We start from the raw sequence: 17,944 nt of genomic DNA, 5'->3' as shown, positions 1-17,944 counted from the left end.
TCAGCTGGGAGGTGGCGCTGGTCGGAACGGTCGCCGATGTCAGCAGCCCGAACGTTACACGTTGATGTGCAGACGCGCTCTTAGGTAGTCATGAGTCAGCGTGTCCGCGTGTCGGCGTCGATCAATCCCCTCAATGAGACTGCCACGACGCCAGCTGCGGCCATATCGCTCAGCTTGTTCGAGAATCCCGGCTCGTTGTACGTCGGTCTGAGTGGGCATGAGCCACATTTGAGCCTGTAGCGCCGCCGGCTGGGCTGGCCGCCGCCGTCGTTGACCCATTGCAGTCCGCCGTTCCCGCGCGCGAGACCGGACACCAATCTCACGTCCTCGAGCCAGTTTTCGGAGTTTCTGAACCGCCACATCATGGTGACGAGGAAGACTCCGGGCCGTCGCTTGAGTTCGATCTGCCGGTTCAGCGCTGCTTGCGGCGGGGCACCGACTGGGGCGAGCAGGAGCTTCCCGACGGGTTCGGGTGTGTGGCTGGGGTCGTCGCAGTAGATCGTGATGAATTGCCTGTTGTCCGCCATCAGAGTGTTGCCTCGGGCGTGGCGGCGTGTCGCTGCGCGAAGTCGGACAGCGCAGCCGCGATCTGCTGGTCGCGGCCGGCGGCCACGTGCTGGTAACGCATAGCCGCGCTGACTGTCGAGTGACCGAGCCTGCCCATCAGTTCGGCTAGGGTGGCGCCGGTCTGCGCGGCCAGGACCGCGCCCGTGTGTCTGAGGTCGTGGAAGCGGAGGTCTGGGCGCTTCGCCGCGTCGCGGGCGGCGTAGTAGTAGCCGTACAACGAGGACGGCTGCATGTGTCCGCCGCCGGCGGCGGGGAACAGCAGTGCGTCCTTGCCCGGCCCGGTGTGGTCTCGGAGGTGTTGTTCGATCACGGGGAGGAGGTGCGGCGGCACCGCGATGTCGCGTGCCCCTGCCGCGCTCTTGGGTGTCGTGACGCGCATCTCGCCGCCAGCTCGCACGACGCCGCGGCGCACGCGGATGGTGGCGCCGTCGATGTCACGGCGGCGCAGTTCGGCCAGTTCGCCGAACCGCATGGCGCCCCAGGCGGCGAGCAGGACCATCAGCTTGAGGCGGTCGGGCATCGCGTTGACGATCGTCTCGAGTTCGCCGAGCGTGGCCGGCTTGATCTTCACCCGCCGCTCGGTGTTCCCGGCACCGGAGATGGTGCAGGGGTTCTGGTCGGCGATGCCCTCGGACGCTGCGGTCGACATGATCGTCGACAGCAGCGAATAGGCGTGCGCCCGCATGACTGGTGCGCCGACTGCGCAAGTGCTGTACCACTTTCGGACCGCCTCGGGAGTGATGGCGCGTACCGTCACGTGACCGAAGGTGCCCAGGATGTGCTGGTGGAGGAGCTTTCGATAGTGCTCGGCGGTGCGATCCTTCAGGGGCCTTCCCCGCACCGTTCGGCGGTTGATCCACTCTGTGGCGTAGTCGGCGAAGAATGCGTTGGGCCGGTCCTCCTGTCCGCTGGCCGGCGACCACAATTCGCGGTCGATTTCGCGGCGCCGGTCGGTCAGCCACGCTTCGCCGTCTTGCTTCAGCGCGAACGTGATCGGCGCTTCGTACAGGAGGCCGTCAGGCCCGGTGTAGGACGCCTTCCACCGCCCTGAGCGAAACTGCCGGAGTCGCCCGAAGCTGCGTCGCGTTCTCGTCACTGTCGATCCCCTTTGCACCACATATGCACCACATTAAAGCGTAGGTCTGCATACTTGTGCGTATGTCTGCGCACTGTTACTGTTCGGCATGTCGCCTGGTAGAAGGCTTTTCTGTCCAGGTCAGCAACAGTGTAGAGCAACTCGACTGAGACTGGTTCAATCCCAGTATCGCGCACCACCTTTCGCACGCGTTGGCGGTTGGTACGCCCGCCCGGCGCTGACGACAACGCAGATTGTCCGGCCTGAGTGTCGCCACCCACCTCCGGCATGCGACGATCTCGACCGGTCAGGGTGAATTCGGCCGCCCACGACGACCGTGCCCGATCTCCGTCTCGAAGCGCAGGTACCTCCGCGTTGTTCCCCCAGGATCGCCCCCGGGCCCCGCAGGCCCGGATCTCCGTCATGACCACCGATGGCGTCATGGTCGTCGCCATCACCGGCGTGATCGACATGCTCACGGCGCCCGACGTGCACGTCGCGGTCCGCGACGTCCTCGCCGGTGAGCCGGCCGCCGTCCTCATCGACCTGACCGGCGTCGAGTTCCTGGCGTCGGCCGGACTCGAAGTGCTCGTCAACGCCCACCGGCTGGCCGGGTCGGGGACCCGGCTCGCCGTGGTGGCGGACGGCCCGGCCACCAGCAGACCGATCCAGATCACCGGGGTGGACGACTACGTGCCGCTGTACGCCACCGCGAACGAGGCGATGGCCGCCCTCATCGGCGGCCCGCCCTCGGCGTGAGCGCTGTCGGATTCACTCCATATCCTGTTCGTCGTGGAATCGCAGTCTCGTACGGAGCTGGCCACCGTTCTCGGTGACCTCGCCATCCAGATGCAGGCCGACGTCGACTCGGCGTCGTTGTTGCGCACCATCGTCGCCGCCGCGATCGACATCCTGCCCGGGATCAGCTGGGGCGGCATCGCCCTGGTGCACCGTCGCACCGTGACGAGCGAGGCTCCCAGCGACGCCATCGCCAAGGAACTCGACGCCTTCCAGTCCGAGACCGGCGAGGGGCCCGCCGTCACCGCGCTGCGCGACCACGAATCGGTCGTCGTGCGCGACCTCGAGGTCGAGGACCGCTTCCCCCGCTTCACCGAGCGGGCCCGGGAGCTGGGCGTGCGGTCGCTGGTGTCGTTCCGGCTCTTCGTCGAAGGGGAGACCTTCGGCGCGCTCACCCTCTACGGCCCCAGTCCGGACCTCTTCACCGAGGAGTCCGTCGCCGTCGGGGAGATCTTCGCCCAGCACGCCGCAGTCGCCATCGCCGGTGCCGCCGCCGAGGAGCAGTTGCAGCGCGCCGTCGCCAGCCGCGACCTCATCGGGCAGGCCAAGGGCATCCTCATGCACCGCGACAAGCTGACCGGGCTGCAGGCCTTCGCCGTCCTCGTCAAGGCGTCGCAGGACACCAACGTCAAGCTTCCCGAGGTGGCCCGGGTCCTGGTGAGCGACTTCGAGGCGACGTTGCCCCAATCGTCGTAGCGGCGCGGCGACCGCGTCGAATTCATTGGTCCGTCATCGGCATTCGCGGCACCGCCGCCCGGCGGTGCTGCAACGATCGAGACATGACCGACCGGATCGAAGTCCAGCGCCCCATCGCCGCCCCGCCCGCGGACGTCTTCGCCCTACTGTGCGACCCCCAGGGCCACGTCGCCATCGACGCCACCGGCATGCTGCAGGACGCCGACGGCGAGCCCGTGACGGCCGCCGGGGACAGCTTCGTGGTGCACATGGACCGCGAGGCGCTCAACGACTTCCCGCTCGGCAAGTACGACGTGACCGTCACCATCACCGACTACGAGAAGGACCGGCTCATCGCGTGGACGATCGTCGGGCAGATCAAGCCCCAGATCGGCCACGTCTACGGCTACCGGCTCGAACCGGACGGCACCGGCGGCACCCTGGTCACGTCGTACTACGACTGGAGCGACATCGACCAGCACTGGCGTGACGCCGGCATCTTCCCGGTCATCTCCGAAACCGCGTTACGCGGGACGCTCGGCATCCTCGACCGCACGGTCCGGCGGGGCTATCCGCGAGGCTGACGGCGGCGCGGGCCGCGCCGAGGCTCCGGGCCGTCAACCGACGGTTGACGTCGCGCTGCCGTCAACTTATGGTTGACGCATGCCCGACATCACGCATCCGGTCCGCCTCGACGACCTCATCGACATCATCAAGCGTGCCCACGAGGAGCCCCTCGAGCAGCTGACCGACGCCGTCCTCGCCGCGGAGGCGCTCGGCGAGGTCGCCGACCACCTGATCGGCCACTTCGTCGACCAGGCACGCCGATCGGGTGCCTCCTGGACCGATATCGGCGCCTGCATGGGCGTCACCAAGCAGGCCGCACAGAAGCGCTTCGTCCCCAAGGCCGACACCACGCCGATCAATCCGAACGAGGGGTTCGCGCGCTTCACCCCGCGGGCCCGGCAGATGATCGTCGACGCGCAGGACATCGCGCGTGCCGCCGAGAACCTCGAGATCACGCCGGATCACCTGCTGCTCGGCCTCCTCGGCGACGCCGACTCGCTGGCGTTCCGGCTGCTGGCCGACGCCGGCGCCACTCCCGAACGGGTCCGCGGCGCGGTCAGCCTCCCGCCGGCGACCGGTGCCCGCCACGAACTGATCCCGTTCAACGGCCCCGCCAAGAAGGTCCTCGAACTGACCTTCCGCGAGGCACTTCGGCTGGGACACGACTACATCGGCACCGAGCACGTTCTGCTCGCCCTGCTCGAGGCCGAGCCGGACACCGGTCCGCTGCACACCCTCGGCGTGGACAAGACCCGCATCGAAGCCGCTCTGCGCACGGCGCTCGACGCGCTCGTCGCGACGACCCGGGAATGAACGCGGGCCGCGCACGTTGGGAACGATCATGAAACTCGTGGATTCCGCCCGCGCGCTGATCGGCGACGGCGCCGACGCCACCCTCGTCACCCTCAACCCCGACGGCAGCCCCCAGGTGTCCGTCGTCTGGGTCGCCCTGGAATCGACGCCCAGCGGCGACGAGATCGTGAGCGCCCACCTCTCCGAGTACCAGAAGACGCGCAACGTCCGCCGCGACCCACGCGTGGTGCTGACGATCCTCGCCGACCCGGAACCCGGCCAGCAACGCAAGTACCTGTCGATCCACGGCACCGCGCGCATCGAGGAGGGTGGTGCACCCGAGCTGCTGACGTCGCTGGCCGAGACGATGCTCGGTTCCAGCGAACACTTCCCGCCGCCGAACGCTCCCGCCGGCCTGCTCACCCGCATCCACGTCGACAAGGTGGGCGGCCACGGCCCCTGGGCCGACTGACACCGGAGAACCCGACCTCCCCACTTCCGCGGTGTGCCATCATGCGAGGCAGCACACGATGGGAGTGATGGGGCGATGACGATGCGACGACGCGTTGGACGCTGGCTCGGCGCCGTCACGGCGGTGGCCGCCCTCGCGGGACTCACCGGCGCGCCGCCCGCCACCGCGGACATCAACCCGATCGGCAACCTCGGCGACACGCTGCGGGTCGACTACAAGGGCATCGTCGCCGACGTGACCGTGCACGACGTGCTGCCCACCGACCCGCCGCCCGGCTATGCACCGACCGGCTCGCCGCGGTGGCGCAACGAGGGCGGCCCGTGGCGCGCCAACGTCACCGTCCACACGATCAAGACGCCCGCGCCGTTCGCCCAGTCCCTCGGCTTCTCGTTCAACGGCGTCACCCCCTACGGCGACGCCTATCAGCCGAAGAACACCGACGCGCCCGACGCACTGCAGTACTCGCTGCAGAACGCGCCGTCCGGCTCGACCGTGAACGGCGCGGTGTACTGGCAGGTGTACCGCGCGCTGGTGACCAACGTGGTGCTGCTGGACCCGAAGACCGGAGAACACCTGGCGCAGTGGAACATCTGGCAGCCCGGCGCGCCGCTGCCCTGAGCATGACCCCGGTCGTCACCGCGGCCACCGACGCCGACCTTCCGGGCCTGGCCGACGTCGCCGCCCGCACGTTCCCGCTGGCCTGCCCGCCGTCGGCGACAGCTGACAACGTCGCCGCGTTCATCGCCGAACACCTCTCCCCGGCGCGTTTCGCCGCCTACGTCGCCGATCCCACCCGCGACGTGCTCGTGGCCCGCGACGCCGGCCGCGTGGTGGGGTACGCGATGCTGATCGACGGCGTCGTCGACGACCCCGACGTCCAGCGCGCCGTGCTCACCCGGCCCGCCGCCGAACTGTCCAAGATGTACGTCGACCCCGACGCGCACGGCGCGGGCGCCGCGTCCGCGCTCATGACCGCCGCCCTGGACGCGGCCCGCGAGCGCGGAGCCACAGCGGTCTGGCTCGGCGTCAACCAGGAGAACGCCCGTGCGCAACGCTTCTACGGCAAGCACGGCTTCACCGTCAGCGGCACCAAGACGTTCCGCCTCGGCGACGGCGTGGAGAGCGACTACGTGATGGTGCGGCCGCTGTAGCGGTGCCTCAGGCCTGGCCGGCGTGCGTCAGCGCCAACAGGCGCGACGTCGCGCGCAGGTACTTCTTCCGGAACCCGCCGGCGAGCATCTCGTCGCTGAAGACGGTGTCGAGCTTGGCGCCGGAGGCGACCACCGGGATGCCGGCGTCGTACAGCCGGTCGGTCAGCGACACCAGGCGCAGCGCCACGCTCTGATCCTCGATGGGGTGTACGCCGGTGACGAACACCTCCGTGACGCCCTCGATGAGCGCCAGGTAGCGCGACGGATGCATGGTCGCCAGGTGTGCGCACAGCGCGTCGAAGTCGTCGAGCGTCGCACCCGGGGTGTCCGCGGCCCGGGCACGGACCTCGTCGTCGCCTGGCGGTTCGGGGGCCGGCGGCAGGTCGCGGTGCCGGTAGTCCGGGCCCTCGATGCGCACCGTGGTGAACATCTGCGCCAGCGTGTTGATCTCGCGCAGGAAGTCCTGGGCGGCGAAGCGGCCCTCGCCGAGCTGCTCGGGCAGCGTGTTGGACGTCGCCGCGATCGACACACCCCGCTCGACGAGCGCGGACAGCAGCCGCGAGATCAGCGTCGTGTTGCCCGGGTCGTCGAGTTCGAATTCGTCGATGCACACCACGACGTACTCCGACAGCAGCTCGATGCACTCGACGAAGCCGAAAACGCCTGCCAGTTGAGTCAATTCGCCGAACGTCGCGAACGCCGCGGGCCCGGCCTGCGCGCCCGCCAGCCGGTAGTACGTCGACGCCAGCAGGTGGGTCTTGCCGACGCCGAACCCGCCGTCCAGATAGACCCCCACCCCGGGCAGCACCTCGCGCTTGCCGAAGAGCTTCTTCTTGCCCGCACGGCGCCGGACCGCGTCGTCGCAGAACGTCCGGCAGGACTCGACCGCCGCCGCTTGCGACGGCTCCGCCGGGTCGGGACGGTAGTTGTCGAACGACACGTCGGCGAACGTCGGGGGCGGCACCAGCCCGGCGACGAGCCGCTCCGGGGTGACGGTCGGATGCCGGTCGGTCAGATGCGTGACCGTCCCCGACGGCCCGGCGGGATCTGTAGGCGAAGCCCCATGCATGCAGGCACCCTATCGACGTGTTGCAATGGTCCCCGTGCCCGAGGCCGACGCTGCGACAGAACTCACGGAGCTGGGTGCCGTCGGCTCGGCGTTCGACACCGACGACGCCGACCGTCTCGCCGCCTACTACTCCTACCCGGCGGACCTGACGCGGTGCTACGTGCGGGCCAACATGCTCGCCAGCCTGGACGGCGCCGCCACCGACGACGGCACCTCCGGCGGCCTCGCCGGTCCCGGTGACCGGGCGGTGTTCCACCGGATGCGTCAGGAGGCCGACGTGATCGTCGTCGGCGCCTCGACGGTCCGGATCGAGAACTACTCCGGGGCGCAGATGTCGGCGACCGCGCGGCAGGCACGGCAGGCCCGCGGCCAAGCCGAGGTGCCGCCGATCGCCGTGGTCACCCACCACGCCGACCTGGAGCACGACGCGAAGCTCTTCACCCGCTCCGAGGTGCCGCCGCTGATCATCACCTGCCGCGAGACCGTCGACGACGCCACCCACCGGTTCGGCGACGCCGCCGAGGTGATCGATGCCTCCGGCGCCCAGCCCGACCGCGTCGACCTCGCCCGTACGCTGCAGATCCTCGCCGACCGCGGACTGCGGCGCGTGCTCACCGAGGGCGGCCCCAGCCTGCTCGGCCTGTTCATCGAATCCGACCTGCTCGACGAACTGTGCGTGACGATCGCGCCGATCCTCGTCGCGGGCAACGCGCGGCGCATCGCCGGCGGAACCGGCGAGGCGCACACCCGGATGCGCCGCACCCACCTGCTGACCGACCCGCAGGGCTTCCTCTACAGCCGCTACGTCAGGGCCGACTGACTCCCCGCCGCGCCGCCGGCAGGACCCGGGTGATCGCTACTGTGGTCACCATGCGTCGGCGTCGTCAGCTGCTCAAGGCCGCGTGCCTCGCCATGGTCACCTCGGCCGCCCTGGCCGGCTGCGCGCCGATCCTCGCCGCCAATCCCCGCTTCGCGACCGACTCGGGCGCGCACCCGCAGGGCCAACCGCAGCAGACCGAGGCGCCCAAGGGGCCGCCGCCGGTCGAGGTCCCGAAGAACGACCTGGCCTGGCGTGACTGCACCAGCAGGTTGTTCGGCGCCGCCGGGGTACCGGCCCCGCAGGGCGTCAGCCTGCAGTGCGCCGAGTACGACGCCGCTCTCGACTCCATCAACGGGGCCACCGGCAACCTGAGCATCGGCGTCGTGCAGGCCCGCACGGTCGGCACCCCGTCGGACGCCGGACCGCTCGTGATGACCACCGGCACCGACCTGCCGTCGTCCGCTCAGCTTCCGGTCTGGTTGGCGCGCAACGGAACCGACGTGCTCAAGACCAACCCGATCGTCGCCGTCGACCGCCGCGGCACCGGCGGGTCCGGCGCCCTGGACTGTCGCGACCTGTTCGACCGCCAGGAGATGCTCGACCAGGCGCAGTTCGAGTCCGGCGACGACCCGGTGGCCAACCTCGGCGCCATCGTGCAGACCGCGACCACCAGTTGCACCGACACCATCGCCCCCGGCGACTCCGCCTACGACAACGCGCACGCCGCCGAGGACCTGGAGAAGCTGCGCAGCACCTGGGACGTGCCGACGCTGGCGCTGCTCGGCGTCGGCAACGGTGCGCAGGTGGCCCTCGCCTACGCCGCGTCGCACCCCAACAAGGTGTCCCGGCTCATCCTCGATTCGCCGCTGCCCCTGGCCATCGGCGCCGAGACCGCCGCCGAACAGCGGATCAAGGGCCAGCAGGCCGCGCTCGACGCCTTCGCCGCGCAGTGCGTCGCCACCGCCTGCCCGCTGGGGCCCGACCCCAAGGGCGCCGTCGGCGCACTTTTGACCGCCGCCCGCGAGGGGCGGGGTCCGGCCGGAGCGTCGGAAGCGGTGCTCGCCGATGCCATCTCCACGGCGCTGGCCTTCCCCCGCGGCGACCGGACCGCGTCCACCAACGCCGTGGCCGGGGCGCTCGCGTCGGCCCGCAGCGGCGACACCGCCGCACTCACCGACCTCATCTCGCAGGCCGAGACGCTGCGTCGCACCGACGGCCAGTTCGTCAACTCCTGCAGCGACGCGCTCAACCGGCCCACCCCGGACCGGGTGCGGGAACTCGTCGTCGCGTGGGACCGGCTGTACCCGCAGTTCGGCCGGGTCGGCGCGCTGAACCTCGTCGACTGCCTCAACTGGCCCAGCAGCACGCCGCCACAGGAACCGAAGGGACTGCAGGTGCCGGTGCTGCTGCTCGGCGTGCAGAACGACCCGATCACCGGCAACGAGGGCGTGGCCGCGGTCGCCGCGAGCATCATCAACGCCGGAGCGGCGAACCGCCGCGTCATCTGGCAGGGCATCGGCCATGGCGCCGCGATCTTCTCGTCGTGCTCGCTGGCTCCGGCGCTGTCGTACCTGGCCAGCGGTGCGCTCCCAGGCACCGACACGTACTGCCCCGCCTAGCCGGGACGTCTCCGGCGTCGTTGTAGGGTTCGCTCGTGGCGGTGACCGACTCCCTTCTGCGCGCGTTCTCCCCCCGCACCCACCCGCCGAGCGTCAGCACCGTGCTGCGTTCCGTGCTGTGGCCGCTGGCGCTGGTGTCGGTGGTCCACCGCACCTACGTCCTGGCGACCAACGGCTACATCACCGACGACTTCGGGCCCGTCTACCGCGCCGTCGTCAACTTCAAGCTCGGCTGGGACATCTACAACGAGCACTTCGACTACGTCGACCCGCACTACCTCTACCCGCCCGGCGGCACGCTGCTCCTGGCCCCGTTCGGCTACCTGCCGGTCGACGCGTCGCGCTACTGGTTCATCACCTTCAACACCCTCGCGATCCTGCTGGCCGCCTACTTCCTGCTGCGGCTGTTCAAGCTGTCGATCGCCTCGGTGGCCGCCCCGGCCCTCGTGCTGGCGATGTTCTGCACCGAATCGGTGACCAACACGCTGGTGTTCACCAACATCAACGGCTGCATCCTGTTCATGGAAGTGCTGTTCTTCCGGTGGCTGCTCGACGGCAAGCGCAACCACGAGTGGCTGGCGGGCGTCGCGATCGGCCTGACCCTGGTGGTCAAACCGTCGCTGGCGCCCCTGCTGCTGCTGCCGGTGCTCAACCGGCAGTGGCGCCCACTGGTGACGGCGTTCGGCGTCCCGCTGCTGTTCAACGCGGCGGCGTGGCCGCTGGTGTCGGACCCGATGAACTTCGTGCGCCGCACCATTCCGTACATCCTGAGCACCCGCGACTACTTCAACAGCTCGATCGAGGGCAACGGTGTCTACTACGGGCTGCCGCCGTGGCTGATCGTGGTGCTGCGCGTTGCCTTCGCGCTGCTGGCGGTGGCGAGCCTGTACCTGCTGTACCGGTACTACCGAGTACGCGACCCGCTGTTCTGGATGCTGACGTCCTCGGGCGTCCTGCTCATCACGTCGTTCCTGGTGCTCTCGCTGGGCCAGGGCTACTACTCGATGATGCTGTTCCCGTTCCTGATGACCGTCGTGCTGCCCAACTCGACGATCCGCAACTGGCCGGCGTGGCTGGCGATCTACGGATTCATGACGATGGACCGGTGGCTGCTGGTGCACTGGCCGACCACCGGCCGGTTCCTCGAATACGCCAAGATCACCTACGGGTGGTCGCTCATGATGATCGTCGTCTTCTGCGTGCTGTACTTCCGCTACCTCGACGCCAAGGCCGACGGCCGCCTCGATCGCGGCATCGACCCGCCGTGGATGACGGACGCCGCACCCCGCGCTAGCGTGAAGACATGACCTCAGCAGGCGAAGCGACGCCCAACGTCGCGCTGACCGACGACCAGTGGCGCGAGAAGCTCAGCCCCGCGGAGTTCGCGGTGCTGCGTCAGGCCGGCACCGAGCGGCCGTTCACCGGCGAGTACACCGACACCACGACCGAGGGCGTGTACCAGTGCCGCGCGTGTGGCGCCGAGCTGTTCCGCAGCACCGAGAAGTTCGAATCCCATTGCGGCTGGCCGTCGTTCTTCGACCCGGCCAACTCCGACGCGGTAATCCTGCGCGCCGACGACTCGCTCGGCATGCGCCGCGTCGAGGTCGTCTGCGCCAACTGCCACAGCCACCTCGGGCACGTCTTCGAGGGCGAGGGTTACCCGACGCCGACCGACCAGCGGTACTGCATCAACTCGATCTCGCTGACGCTGGTGCCTGCGGGCACCTGACCTGGCCCGGCACTGCGAGCACTGGCTTTCGATGCGGCCACCGCTGCCTACGTGCGGGCCCACCCAGGGAGCGTCGGTGGTGGCGCCGTCACGGACCCAGCATCGCCGTGCTGCAGTTCAGCTGAGCTGACCAACGTTCGAACGGGGGAAGACCGTTGACCGATCCGCGTGTGCTCTATCGGCGATGGATCGACGAGCTATGGGCGGGCCGGGCCCCCGCCGCGGAGTTCGTCAGCGCCCAGTTCGTTGGGCATTGGCCCGGCCATGACGTCCACGGCCCCGACGGACTGCAGGGCATGATCACCGCGACTCACGAGATGGTGTCTGATCTGACGTTTGCGATCGAGATAGAACCCTTGGTCGACGATGACCTGCTCGCCGCGCGTTGGGTCGGCCGCGGAAACACCGATCAAGGCCCAACGGTGTTCTACGGCAACGACATTCTGCGGATCGACGGCGAGCGGTTCGTCGAGTATTGGACCGGCACCTCGACGGCCTGACCGCCGCGTCTCCTCCGCCGAGGCTCAGAGTTCGGCGAAGGTCAGGGCAGGCGGGCCAGCAGGTCCTCGACCGAGACGCGCGGACCGGTGAAGAACGGGGTCTCCTCGCGGACGTGGCGGCGGGCGTCGGCGTAGCGCAGCTTCCACATCAGCTCGACGATGCGGCCGAGGTCGGGGCCCTCGAAGGCGAGGATCCACTCGTAGTCGCCGAGCGCGAACGCCGGCACGGTGTTGGCCCGCACGTCGGGATACTCGCGGCCCGCCATGCCGTGCTCGACGAGCATCTTGCGGCGCTCGTCGTCGGGCAGCAGATACCACTCCAGCGACCGGACGAACGGGTAGACGCAGACGTAGTCCCCGGGCGCCTCGCCCGCGATGAACGCCGGGACGTGGCTCTTGTTGAACTCCGCGGGCCGGTGCAGTGCGACCACGCTCCACACCGGTTCGCTCGCCAATCCGAGTGTGGTGCGGCGGAAGTCGCGGTAGGTGCGCTGCAGGTCCTCGACGCGCTCGGCGTGCGTCCACAGCATGAAGTCGGCGTCGGCGCGGAAGCCGGCGACGTCGTACAGGCCGCGGACCACCACGCCGCCGTCCTCCTGCTGCTTGAGGAAGGTCGCCGTCTCGTCGACCAGCGCCGAGCGCTCCTCACCGAGCGCCTCGGGGGTCACCGCGAACACCGAGATCATCATGTAGCGGGTCATCGAGTTGAGGGCGTCGTAGTCCAGCTTGGCCATGCCCCCATGGTGCCACGCGGGCGGTCAGCGCCGCGGTGGTGCCGTGTCCCCCGCCACGGCGAGCGCCGCCCGGGTCCCCGACCCGACGCACGCCGGGACGCCGATGCCGTCGAGGTAGCCGCCCGCCACCGCCAGCGTCGGCGGCAGCCCGGCCCGCAGCTCGGCCACCAGCGCGGCGTGGCCCGGCCCGTACTGCGGCAGCGCGTCGATCCAGCGCTGCACCCGGCAGTCCACGGGGTCTGTCCGCACGCCGAACAGCGCGTCGAGGTCCTCGGCCGCCCAGGCCAGCAGGTCCTCGTCACCCACGTTGCGCGCCAACGTGTCTCCGTAGCGGCCGAACGACAGCCGGACCAGTTCGACGTTGCCGCCGCGGCCCCACTTGCGCGACGTCAGCGTGATCGCCTTGGCGTTGCGGCGCTCACCGGTGGCCATCAGCACGCCGGACTGCTGCGGCAGCGGCGTACCGCCGGGCAGCGCCAGCACCACCAGCGCGCTGGAGGCGACGGGGATCCGGCGTGCCGCGGCCGCAGTACGCGGCGCGACGCCCTCCACCAGCCGGGCCAGCCGCGGCGCGGGCACCGCCAGGACGACGGCGTCGGCGGCCCACTGCCCGCCGTCGTCGTCGACGAGGTTCCAGCCGTCGCCGGCACGGTCGATGCGCTGCACGCCGACGTGCGCCCACCGGAACGCGGCGCGGCGCGCGAGTTCGTCGACGAGCACCCGGTAGCCGCCGTCCAGCGCGCCGAACACCGAGGCGCCCGTCGGCGCGGGAACGGTTCGGCGCACGGCCTCGGTCAGGCTCGGGGCGCCGCGGTCGAGCGCAGCGGCCAGCGGCGGCACCGCCGAGCGCACGCCGATCGTCGCCGCCGACCCGGCGTACACGCCGGACAGCAGCGGGTCCACCGACCGGGCCACGACCTGGGACCCGAACCGGTCGGCGACCAGCTCGGCGACCGAGGGGTCGGCGCCGGGCCGCCACGGCAGGCGCCGCCGGGGTTCGTCGGCGATCCACGCCACCGTGGCGTCGTCGACGAGTCCGGCCATCGAGGCCGCCTGGGCCGGAATGCCCTGCAGGGTGCCCGTCGGCATCGGGTGCAGCCGGCCGCCGGCGAAGATCAGCGGACGCACCCCCGTAGTGCCGACCTGCCGGGCACCGAGCCCCAGCTCGGCGAGCAGCGCCGGCACCTCGGGCCTGCGCGCCACGAAGGCCTCGGCGCCGACGTCGACCCACTGCCCGCCGACCGTCTCGGTGCGTAGCACCCCGCCGAGGCGGTCGGCGGGATCGAAGAGCGTGATCGACGCGTCCGGACCCAGCGTCGCGCGCAGCCGGTAGGCGGCCGCGAGACCGGAGATCCCGCCGCCGACGACGCAGAACCGCGACGTCACAACGAGTGCACCAGGGCCACGGCGTCGGTGACGATGTCCGGGTCGGTGGCGGGCAGCACGCCGTGCCCGAGGTTGAAGACGTGGCCGGTGGCGCCGGCCTCGACCGCGCGGCGGCCGTCGGCGACGACGTCGCGCACCGCCCGCTCGACCGCCGGCCAGCCGGCGAGCAGGACCACCGGGTCGAGGTTGCCCTGCAGCGCCTTGCCGGGACCGACCCGCGGCACCGCGTCGGTCAGCGACGTCCGCCAGTCCACGCCCACCACCGAGGCGCCCGCCTCGCCCATCGCGCCGAGCAGTTCGGCGGTGCCGACGCCGAAGTGCGTCATCGGCACCCCGTAGGACGCCAACTCACCGAACACGCGCGCGCTGTGCGGCAGGACGAAGCGGCGGTAGTCGGCCAGCGACAGGGTGCCCGCCCAGGAGTCGAAGAGCTGAATGGCGTCGACGCCGGCCTCGAGCTGCGCGCGCAGGAACCCGATCGTGACGTCGGTGAGCCGGCCCATCAGCGCGTGCCAGGTATCGGGCTCGCCGAGCATCATGGCCTTGGTGTGCTCGTGGTTGCGGCTCGGACCGCCCTCCACCAGGTAGGACGCCAGCGTGAACGGTGCCCCGGCGAAGCCGATCAGCGGCACCTCCCCCAGCGCGCCGACGAGCATGCCGATCGCGTCGGACACCGGGGCGACCTCGCCCAGGTCGAGGGCGCCGATGCCGGCCACGTCCGCCGGCGTGCGGATCGGGTGTTCGATCACCGGGCCGACGTCGGGCACGATGTCGAGCCCGATCCCGGCCGCCCGCAGCGGAACGACGATGTCGGAGAACAGGATCGCCGCGTCGACGCCGTGCCTGCGCACCGGCTGAAGCGTGATCTCGCAGATCAGCTCGGCGTCGAAACACGCCTGCATCATGGTGTTCTTGGCCCGCAGCGCGCGGTATTCGGGCAGCGAACGCCCGGCCTGGCGCATGAACCAGACGGGCACGCGGTGGGGCCGGCGACCGCTCGCCGCGGCGAGATACGGGGAGTCGGGCAGGTCACGGCGAGTGTTCATCGCCAACCATGCTGCCACGTCCCTTCGGCGCGCCTGCGCCGCCACCAGGGGGATTCGGCTAGCGTCAGACGACGTGACGTCTGCCGAACCGGCTCCATTCCGCGAAGCCGTCGCGGCAATGAACGCCGCGACGGTGCGGCCGGAGATCGAACTCGGGCCCATCCGGCCGCCGCAGCGGCTGGCGCCCTTCAGCTACGCGCTGGGCGCCGAGGTGCGCCACCCCGAGACCGCGATCGTGCCGGAACGCTCCGAGGGCGACGCATTCGGCCGGCTCATCCTGCTGCACGACCCCGAGGGTGCCGAGGCCTGGGACGGCACCATGCGGCTGGTGGCCTACATCCAGGCCGACCTGGACTCCCAGGAGGCCGTCGACCCGCTGCTGCCCGAGGTGGCGTGGAGCTGGCTGGTCGACGCGCTGAACGTCAACGCCGACGGCGTCACCGCGCTCGGCGGCACCGTCACCGCCACCACGTCCGTGCGCTACGGCGACATCTCCGGACCGCCGCGAGCCCACCAGTTAGAGCTGCGGGCGTCCTGGACGGCGACCGACCTGGTGCTGGGACCCCACGTCCACGCGTTCTGCGAGGTGCTCGAGCACGCCGCAGGCCTTCCTCCCGCGGGGATCACCGACCTGGGTTCCCGTACGCGCGCGTGACATGACCGACGCCTCGCCAGAGCCGGTCACCGACGACCCGGCACGCACCGACGACCCGGCCGCCGAGGTCGAGTCCGACGCCGGGTCCGACGTCGAGGCCGTTCCCCTACTCGCGCCCGCCGAGGGCGTGCCGCCCGTCGCGAGCTACCCCAGCGACATCGCCAGGGCGGCGGAGTTCCTTGCCGGCGGCCACGGCCCGTTCGCGATCGACGCCGAGCGCGCCTCGGGGTTCCGCTACTCCAACCGCGCCTACCTGGTCCAGATCCGCCGGGCCGGGGCGGGCACGGTGCTGATCGACCCGGTCAACCACGGCGGCGACTCGCTGACCGTCATGGCGCCGGTCGCCCGGGTGCTCGCCACCGACGAGTGGGTGCTGCACGCCGCCGACCAGGACCTCCCCTGCCTCGCCGAGCTGGGCATGACGCCGCCGCGGCTGTACGACACCGAACTCGGCGGCCGGCTCGCGGGCTTCGAGCGGGTGAACCTGGCCGCGATGGTGGAGCGCCTGCTGGGCCTGCAGCTGACCAAGGGGCACGGCGCCGCCGACTGGTCGAAGCGCCCGCTGCCGCCGGAGTGGCTGAACTACGCCGCCCTGGACGTCGAGATGCTGCTGGAACTGCGCGACGCCGTCGCCGCCGCGCTGGCCGAGCAGGGCAAGACCGAATGGGCCGCACAGGAATTCGAGCACTTGCGCACATTCGTGCCGCAGCCGACGCGACGGGACCGCTGGCGGCGCACGTCGGGCATCCACAAGGTGCGCGACCCGCGGACGCTGGCCGCGGTGCGCGAACTCTGGACCACCCGCGACGGCATCGCGCAGCGCCGTGACATCGCGCCCGGCCGCATCCTGCCCGATGCGGCGATCATCAACGCGGCCACCACGAATCCCGATACCGTGGAGGGCCTGACCGCGCTGCCTATCTTCGGCGGCGGGCGGCAGCGGCGCAGCGCCCAGGTGTGGCTCGACGCGCTCGCCCGGGCGCGGCGCACCGATGACCTGCCGTCGTCGTCCGAGCCGTCGACCGGTCCCCCGCCGGCCGCGCGGTGGTCGCGGCGCAAGCCCGAGGCCGCAGTCCGCCTCGAGGCGGCACGCAAGGGCATCAGCGAACTCTCGCAACGTCTTTCGGTGCCCGCGGAGAACCTGCTGACCCCCGACACCGTCCGTCGACTGTGCTGGGACTGGGAACCCCCGGCCGACGACGCGGAGGTGCGGCCCGCGGTCGAGGGGTTCCTGAGCGCGGCCGGCGCCCGGCCGTGGCAACGTGAACTGACCGTGCCGGTGCTCACCGACGCCCTCATCGCGACCGCGGACGCCGCCGCACCGGAGTAGCCGCGCCCGGGTTCAGCCGGCCCGGTCGACGTGGTCGAAGAAGTGGCGCACCACGTCCTCGGGCGCCTCGAGCTGCGGCCAGTGCGACACGCCGTCGGCGAGCAGCACGACGTCGGCGTCCGGAATCACCTCGGCGTACCGCGTCGCCATGTGCGCACCGGAATTCGGGTCGGCGGGTCCGTCGATCAGACGCATCGGCACGCTCGTCTCGCGCATCGCCCGCACCCACCGGTTGCGGTGCCGGTAGCGATCGTCGAGGAAGCGACCCACCTGGTGCAGGACGCGCTTGCCATCGTTGACGTCGAGGATCTGGTGGAACCGCTCGAGGTCCTCGGGCGTCGGCTTGGCGTCGACGCCGAACAGTTCGTCGAGCGTGCGCTCCAGCAGACGCCGCGACAACCGGGTGCCCTGCGCGCGACTCAGGACGTCGCCCAGCGGCGTTCCCGACATGGCCTTCTGCAGCAGCCGCGGGGTGTACGCCTCGTTGAACAGCCCGCCGTTCAGCCACGTGATCGACGTGAAGCCGACCGGGCGCAGCGACCAGTCGCCGAACTCGTGGCGGGCCAGCAGCTCCTGGGCCACCGAGTCACCGAGATCGTGGGCGAGGACGTGACATTCGGAAACCCCGAGGTGGCGCAGCAGCGCCTCCTGCGCGTCGGCGTGGTCGGTGACCGAGTACCGGTAGGCCGACGGCTTGTCCGAGAAGCCCAGCCCCAGCAGGTCCGCGGCGATCACGGTGAAGCGCTCGGTCAGCGCCGGCCAGACGAGCGACCAGTCGAAGGAGTTGAACGGGTAGCCGTGGATCGCCAGCAGCACCGGCGCCCGGCCCAGCGGCGGCCCGTCGACTCGGTAGAACACGTCGAAGCCGAGGTAGTCGAGGTACTGGCCCGAGGCCTTCCAGCGCGCGAGGGCGGCATCCATGGCGCGAGCGTAGCTGGGCTTCCACACCATTCTCGACC

At 70.8% G+C, this 17,944-nt stretch carries 21 protein-coding genes; 14 read left to right on the top strand and 7 right to left on the bottom strand.

The window, feature by feature from the left end:
* Positions 1 to 95: 95 nt before the first annotated feature.
* Complete coding sequence (locus FZ046_RS17340) at positions 96 to 527, bottom strand: hypothetical protein (RefSeq protein WP_070351546.1); 432 nt, start codon at positions 525 to 527, stop codon at positions 96 to 98.
* A complete protein-coding gene (locus FZ046_RS17335) occupies positions 527 to 1,663 on the bottom strand; it encodes a tyrosine-type recombinase/integrase (protein ID WP_070351547.1) in 1,137 nt (378 codons plus the stop codon). Before FZ046_RS17335 ends, FZ046_RS17340 begins: the two co-directional genes overlap by 1 nt.
* Before the next feature lie 402 nt (positions 1,664 to 2,065).
* Here FZ046_RS17335 and FZ046_RS17330 point away from each other — a divergent pair, with 402 nt between their 5' ends.
* From FZ046_RS17330 to FZ046_RS17300, 7 genes are all read left to right on the top strand, one after another.
* A complete protein-coding gene (locus tag FZ046_RS17330) occupies positions 2,066 to 2,401 on the top strand; it encodes an STAS domain-containing protein (RefSeq protein WP_070351548.1) in 336 nt (111 codons plus the stop codon).
* A gap of 33 nt (positions 2,402 to 2,434) precedes the next feature.
* Positions 2,435 to 3,136 carry a GAF and ANTAR domain-containing protein gene (locus tag FZ046_RS17325; RefSeq protein ID WP_246182806.1) on the top strand — a complete coding sequence of 234 codons (702 nt, stop codon included), beginning with the start codon at positions 2,435 to 2,437 and terminating at the stop codon, positions 3,134 to 3,136.
* A gap of 83 nt (positions 3,137 to 3,219) precedes the next feature.
* Complete coding sequence (locus tag FZ046_RS17320) at positions 3,220 to 3,699, top strand: SRPBCC family protein (RefSeq protein ID WP_070351549.1); 480 nt, start codon at positions 3,220 to 3,222, stop codon at positions 3,697 to 3,699.
* Between the two features lie 79 nt (positions 3,700 to 3,778).
* Positions 3,779 to 4,495 (top strand): Clp protease N-terminal domain-containing protein, encoded by a 717-nt coding sequence (locus FZ046_RS17315; protein ID WP_070351550.1) that lies wholly within the window; start codon positions 3,779 to 3,781, stop codon positions 4,493 to 4,495.
* Positions 4,496 to 4,523: 28 nt separating this feature from the next.
* On the top strand, positions 4,524 to 4,946 hold the full coding sequence (locus tag FZ046_RS17310) for a PPOX class F420-dependent oxidoreductase (protein WP_070351551.1): 423 nt from the start codon (positions 4,524 to 4,526) through the stop codon (positions 4,944 to 4,946).
* A gap of 75 nt (positions 4,947 to 5,021) precedes the next feature.
* Positions 5,022 to 5,564 carry a hypothetical protein gene (locus tag FZ046_RS17305; protein ID WP_407664410.1) on the top strand — a complete coding sequence of 181 codons (543 nt, stop codon included), beginning with the start codon at positions 5,022 to 5,024 and terminating at the stop codon, positions 5,562 to 5,564.
* Between the two features lie 2 nt (positions 5,565 to 5,566).
* On the top strand, positions 5,567 to 6,097 hold the full coding sequence (locus FZ046_RS17300) for a GNAT family N-acetyltransferase (RefSeq protein ID WP_149484279.1): 531 nt from the start codon (positions 5,567 to 5,569) through the stop codon (positions 6,095 to 6,097).
* Positions 6,098 to 6,104: 7 nt separating this feature from the next.
* Here FZ046_RS17300 and zapE read toward each other — a convergent pair whose 3' ends face one another.
* The gene (zapE, locus tag FZ046_RS17295) at positions 6,105 to 7,166 is read right to left on the bottom strand and encodes a cell division protein ZapE (protein ID WP_070351552.1); all 1,062 of its coding nucleotides are present in this window, start codon (positions 7,164 to 7,166) and stop codon (positions 6,105 to 6,107) included.
* 25 nt (positions 7,167 to 7,191) lie between these two features.
* Here zapE and FZ046_RS17290 point away from each other — a divergent pair, with 25 nt between their 5' ends.
* From FZ046_RS17290 to FZ046_RS17270, 5 genes are all read left to right on the top strand, one after another.
* Positions 7,192 to 7,986 (top strand): pyrimidine reductase family protein, encoded by a 795-nt coding sequence (locus FZ046_RS17290; RefSeq protein ID WP_070351553.1) that lies wholly within the window; start codon positions 7,192 to 7,194, stop codon positions 7,984 to 7,986.
* Between the two features lie 50 nt (positions 7,987 to 8,036).
* Positions 8,037 to 9,605 carry an alpha/beta fold hydrolase gene (locus FZ046_RS17285; RefSeq protein ID WP_070351608.1) on the top strand — a complete coding sequence of 523 codons (1,569 nt, stop codon included), beginning with the start codon at positions 8,037 to 8,039 and terminating at the stop codon, positions 9,603 to 9,605.
* Between the two features lie 35 nt (positions 9,606 to 9,640).
* A complete protein-coding gene (gene aftC / locus FZ046_RS17280; protein WP_070351554.1) occupies positions 9,641 to 10,912 on the top strand; it encodes an arabinofuranan 3-O-arabinosyltransferase in 1,272 nt (423 codons plus the stop codon).
* Positions 10,909 to 11,334 carry a peptide-methionine (R)-S-oxide reductase MsrB gene (gene msrB, locus FZ046_RS17275; RefSeq protein WP_070351555.1) on the top strand — a complete coding sequence of 142 codons (426 nt, stop codon included), beginning with the start codon at positions 10,909 to 10,911 and terminating at the stop codon, positions 11,332 to 11,334. The genes aftC and msrB overlap by 4 nt, the downstream gene beginning before the upstream one ends.
* A gap of 155 nt (positions 11,335 to 11,489) precedes the next feature.
* Positions 11,490 to 11,834: an ester cyclase gene (locus FZ046_RS17270; RefSeq protein ID WP_070351556.1), complete on the top strand. Its 345-nt coding sequence runs from the start codon at positions 11,490 to 11,492 to the stop codon at positions 11,832 to 11,834.
* 41 nt (positions 11,835 to 11,875) lie between these two features.
* On the opposite strand, the gene hemQ is transcribed toward FZ046_RS17270, so the two are convergent.
* From hemQ to hemE, 3 genes are read right to left on the bottom strand one after another with little or no spacing between them, the layout of a single operon-like run.
* Complete coding sequence (gene hemQ / locus FZ046_RS17265; protein ID WP_070351557.1) at positions 11,876 to 12,568, bottom strand: hydrogen peroxide-dependent heme synthase; 693 nt, start codon at positions 12,566 to 12,568, stop codon at positions 11,876 to 11,878.
* A gap of 24 nt (positions 12,569 to 12,592) precedes the next feature.
* A complete protein-coding gene (locus FZ046_RS17260) occupies positions 12,593 to 13,954 on the bottom strand; it encodes a protoporphyrinogen oxidase (protein ID WP_070351558.1) in 1,362 nt (453 codons plus the stop codon).
* Positions 13,951 to 15,000 carry a uroporphyrinogen decarboxylase gene (gene hemE, locus FZ046_RS17255; protein WP_070351559.1) on the bottom strand — a complete coding sequence of 350 codons (1,050 nt, stop codon included), beginning with the start codon at positions 14,998 to 15,000 and terminating at the stop codon, positions 13,951 to 13,953. Before hemE ends, FZ046_RS17260 begins: the two co-directional genes overlap by 4 nt.
* Positions 15,001 to 15,118: 118 nt before the next feature.
* On the opposite strand from hemE, the gene FZ046_RS17250 reads away from it, so the two are divergent.
* Both FZ046_RS17250 and FZ046_RS17245 read left to right on the top strand, forming a co-directional pair.
* A complete protein-coding gene (locus FZ046_RS17250; protein WP_246183058.1) occupies positions 15,119 to 15,655 on the top strand; it encodes a DUF3000 domain-containing protein in 537 nt (178 codons plus the stop codon).
* A 1-nt stretch (position 15,656) separates the two neighbouring features.
* Positions 15,657 to 16,985 carry an HRDC domain-containing protein gene (locus FZ046_RS17245; protein ID WP_070351561.1) on the top strand — a complete coding sequence of 443 codons (1,329 nt, stop codon included), beginning with the start codon at positions 15,657 to 15,659 and terminating at the stop codon, positions 16,983 to 16,985.
* Between the two features lie 12 nt (positions 16,986 to 16,997).
* Here the strand turns inward: FZ046_RS17245 and FZ046_RS17240 are convergent, their stop codons facing one another.
* Complete coding sequence (locus tag FZ046_RS17240) at positions 16,998 to 17,906, bottom strand: alpha/beta fold hydrolase (RefSeq protein WP_070351609.1); 909 nt, start codon at positions 17,904 to 17,906, stop codon at positions 16,998 to 17,000.
* Positions 17,907 to 17,944 lie beyond the last annotated feature (38 nt).

The sequence above is a fragment of the Mycolicibacterium grossiae genome, from assembly GCF_008329645.1.
Classification (GTDB): domain Bacteria; phylum Actinomycetota; class Actinomycetes; order Mycobacteriales; family Mycobacteriaceae; genus Mycobacterium; species Mycobacterium grossiae.
This window is presented reverse-complemented; position numbering and strand designations above follow the sequence as displayed.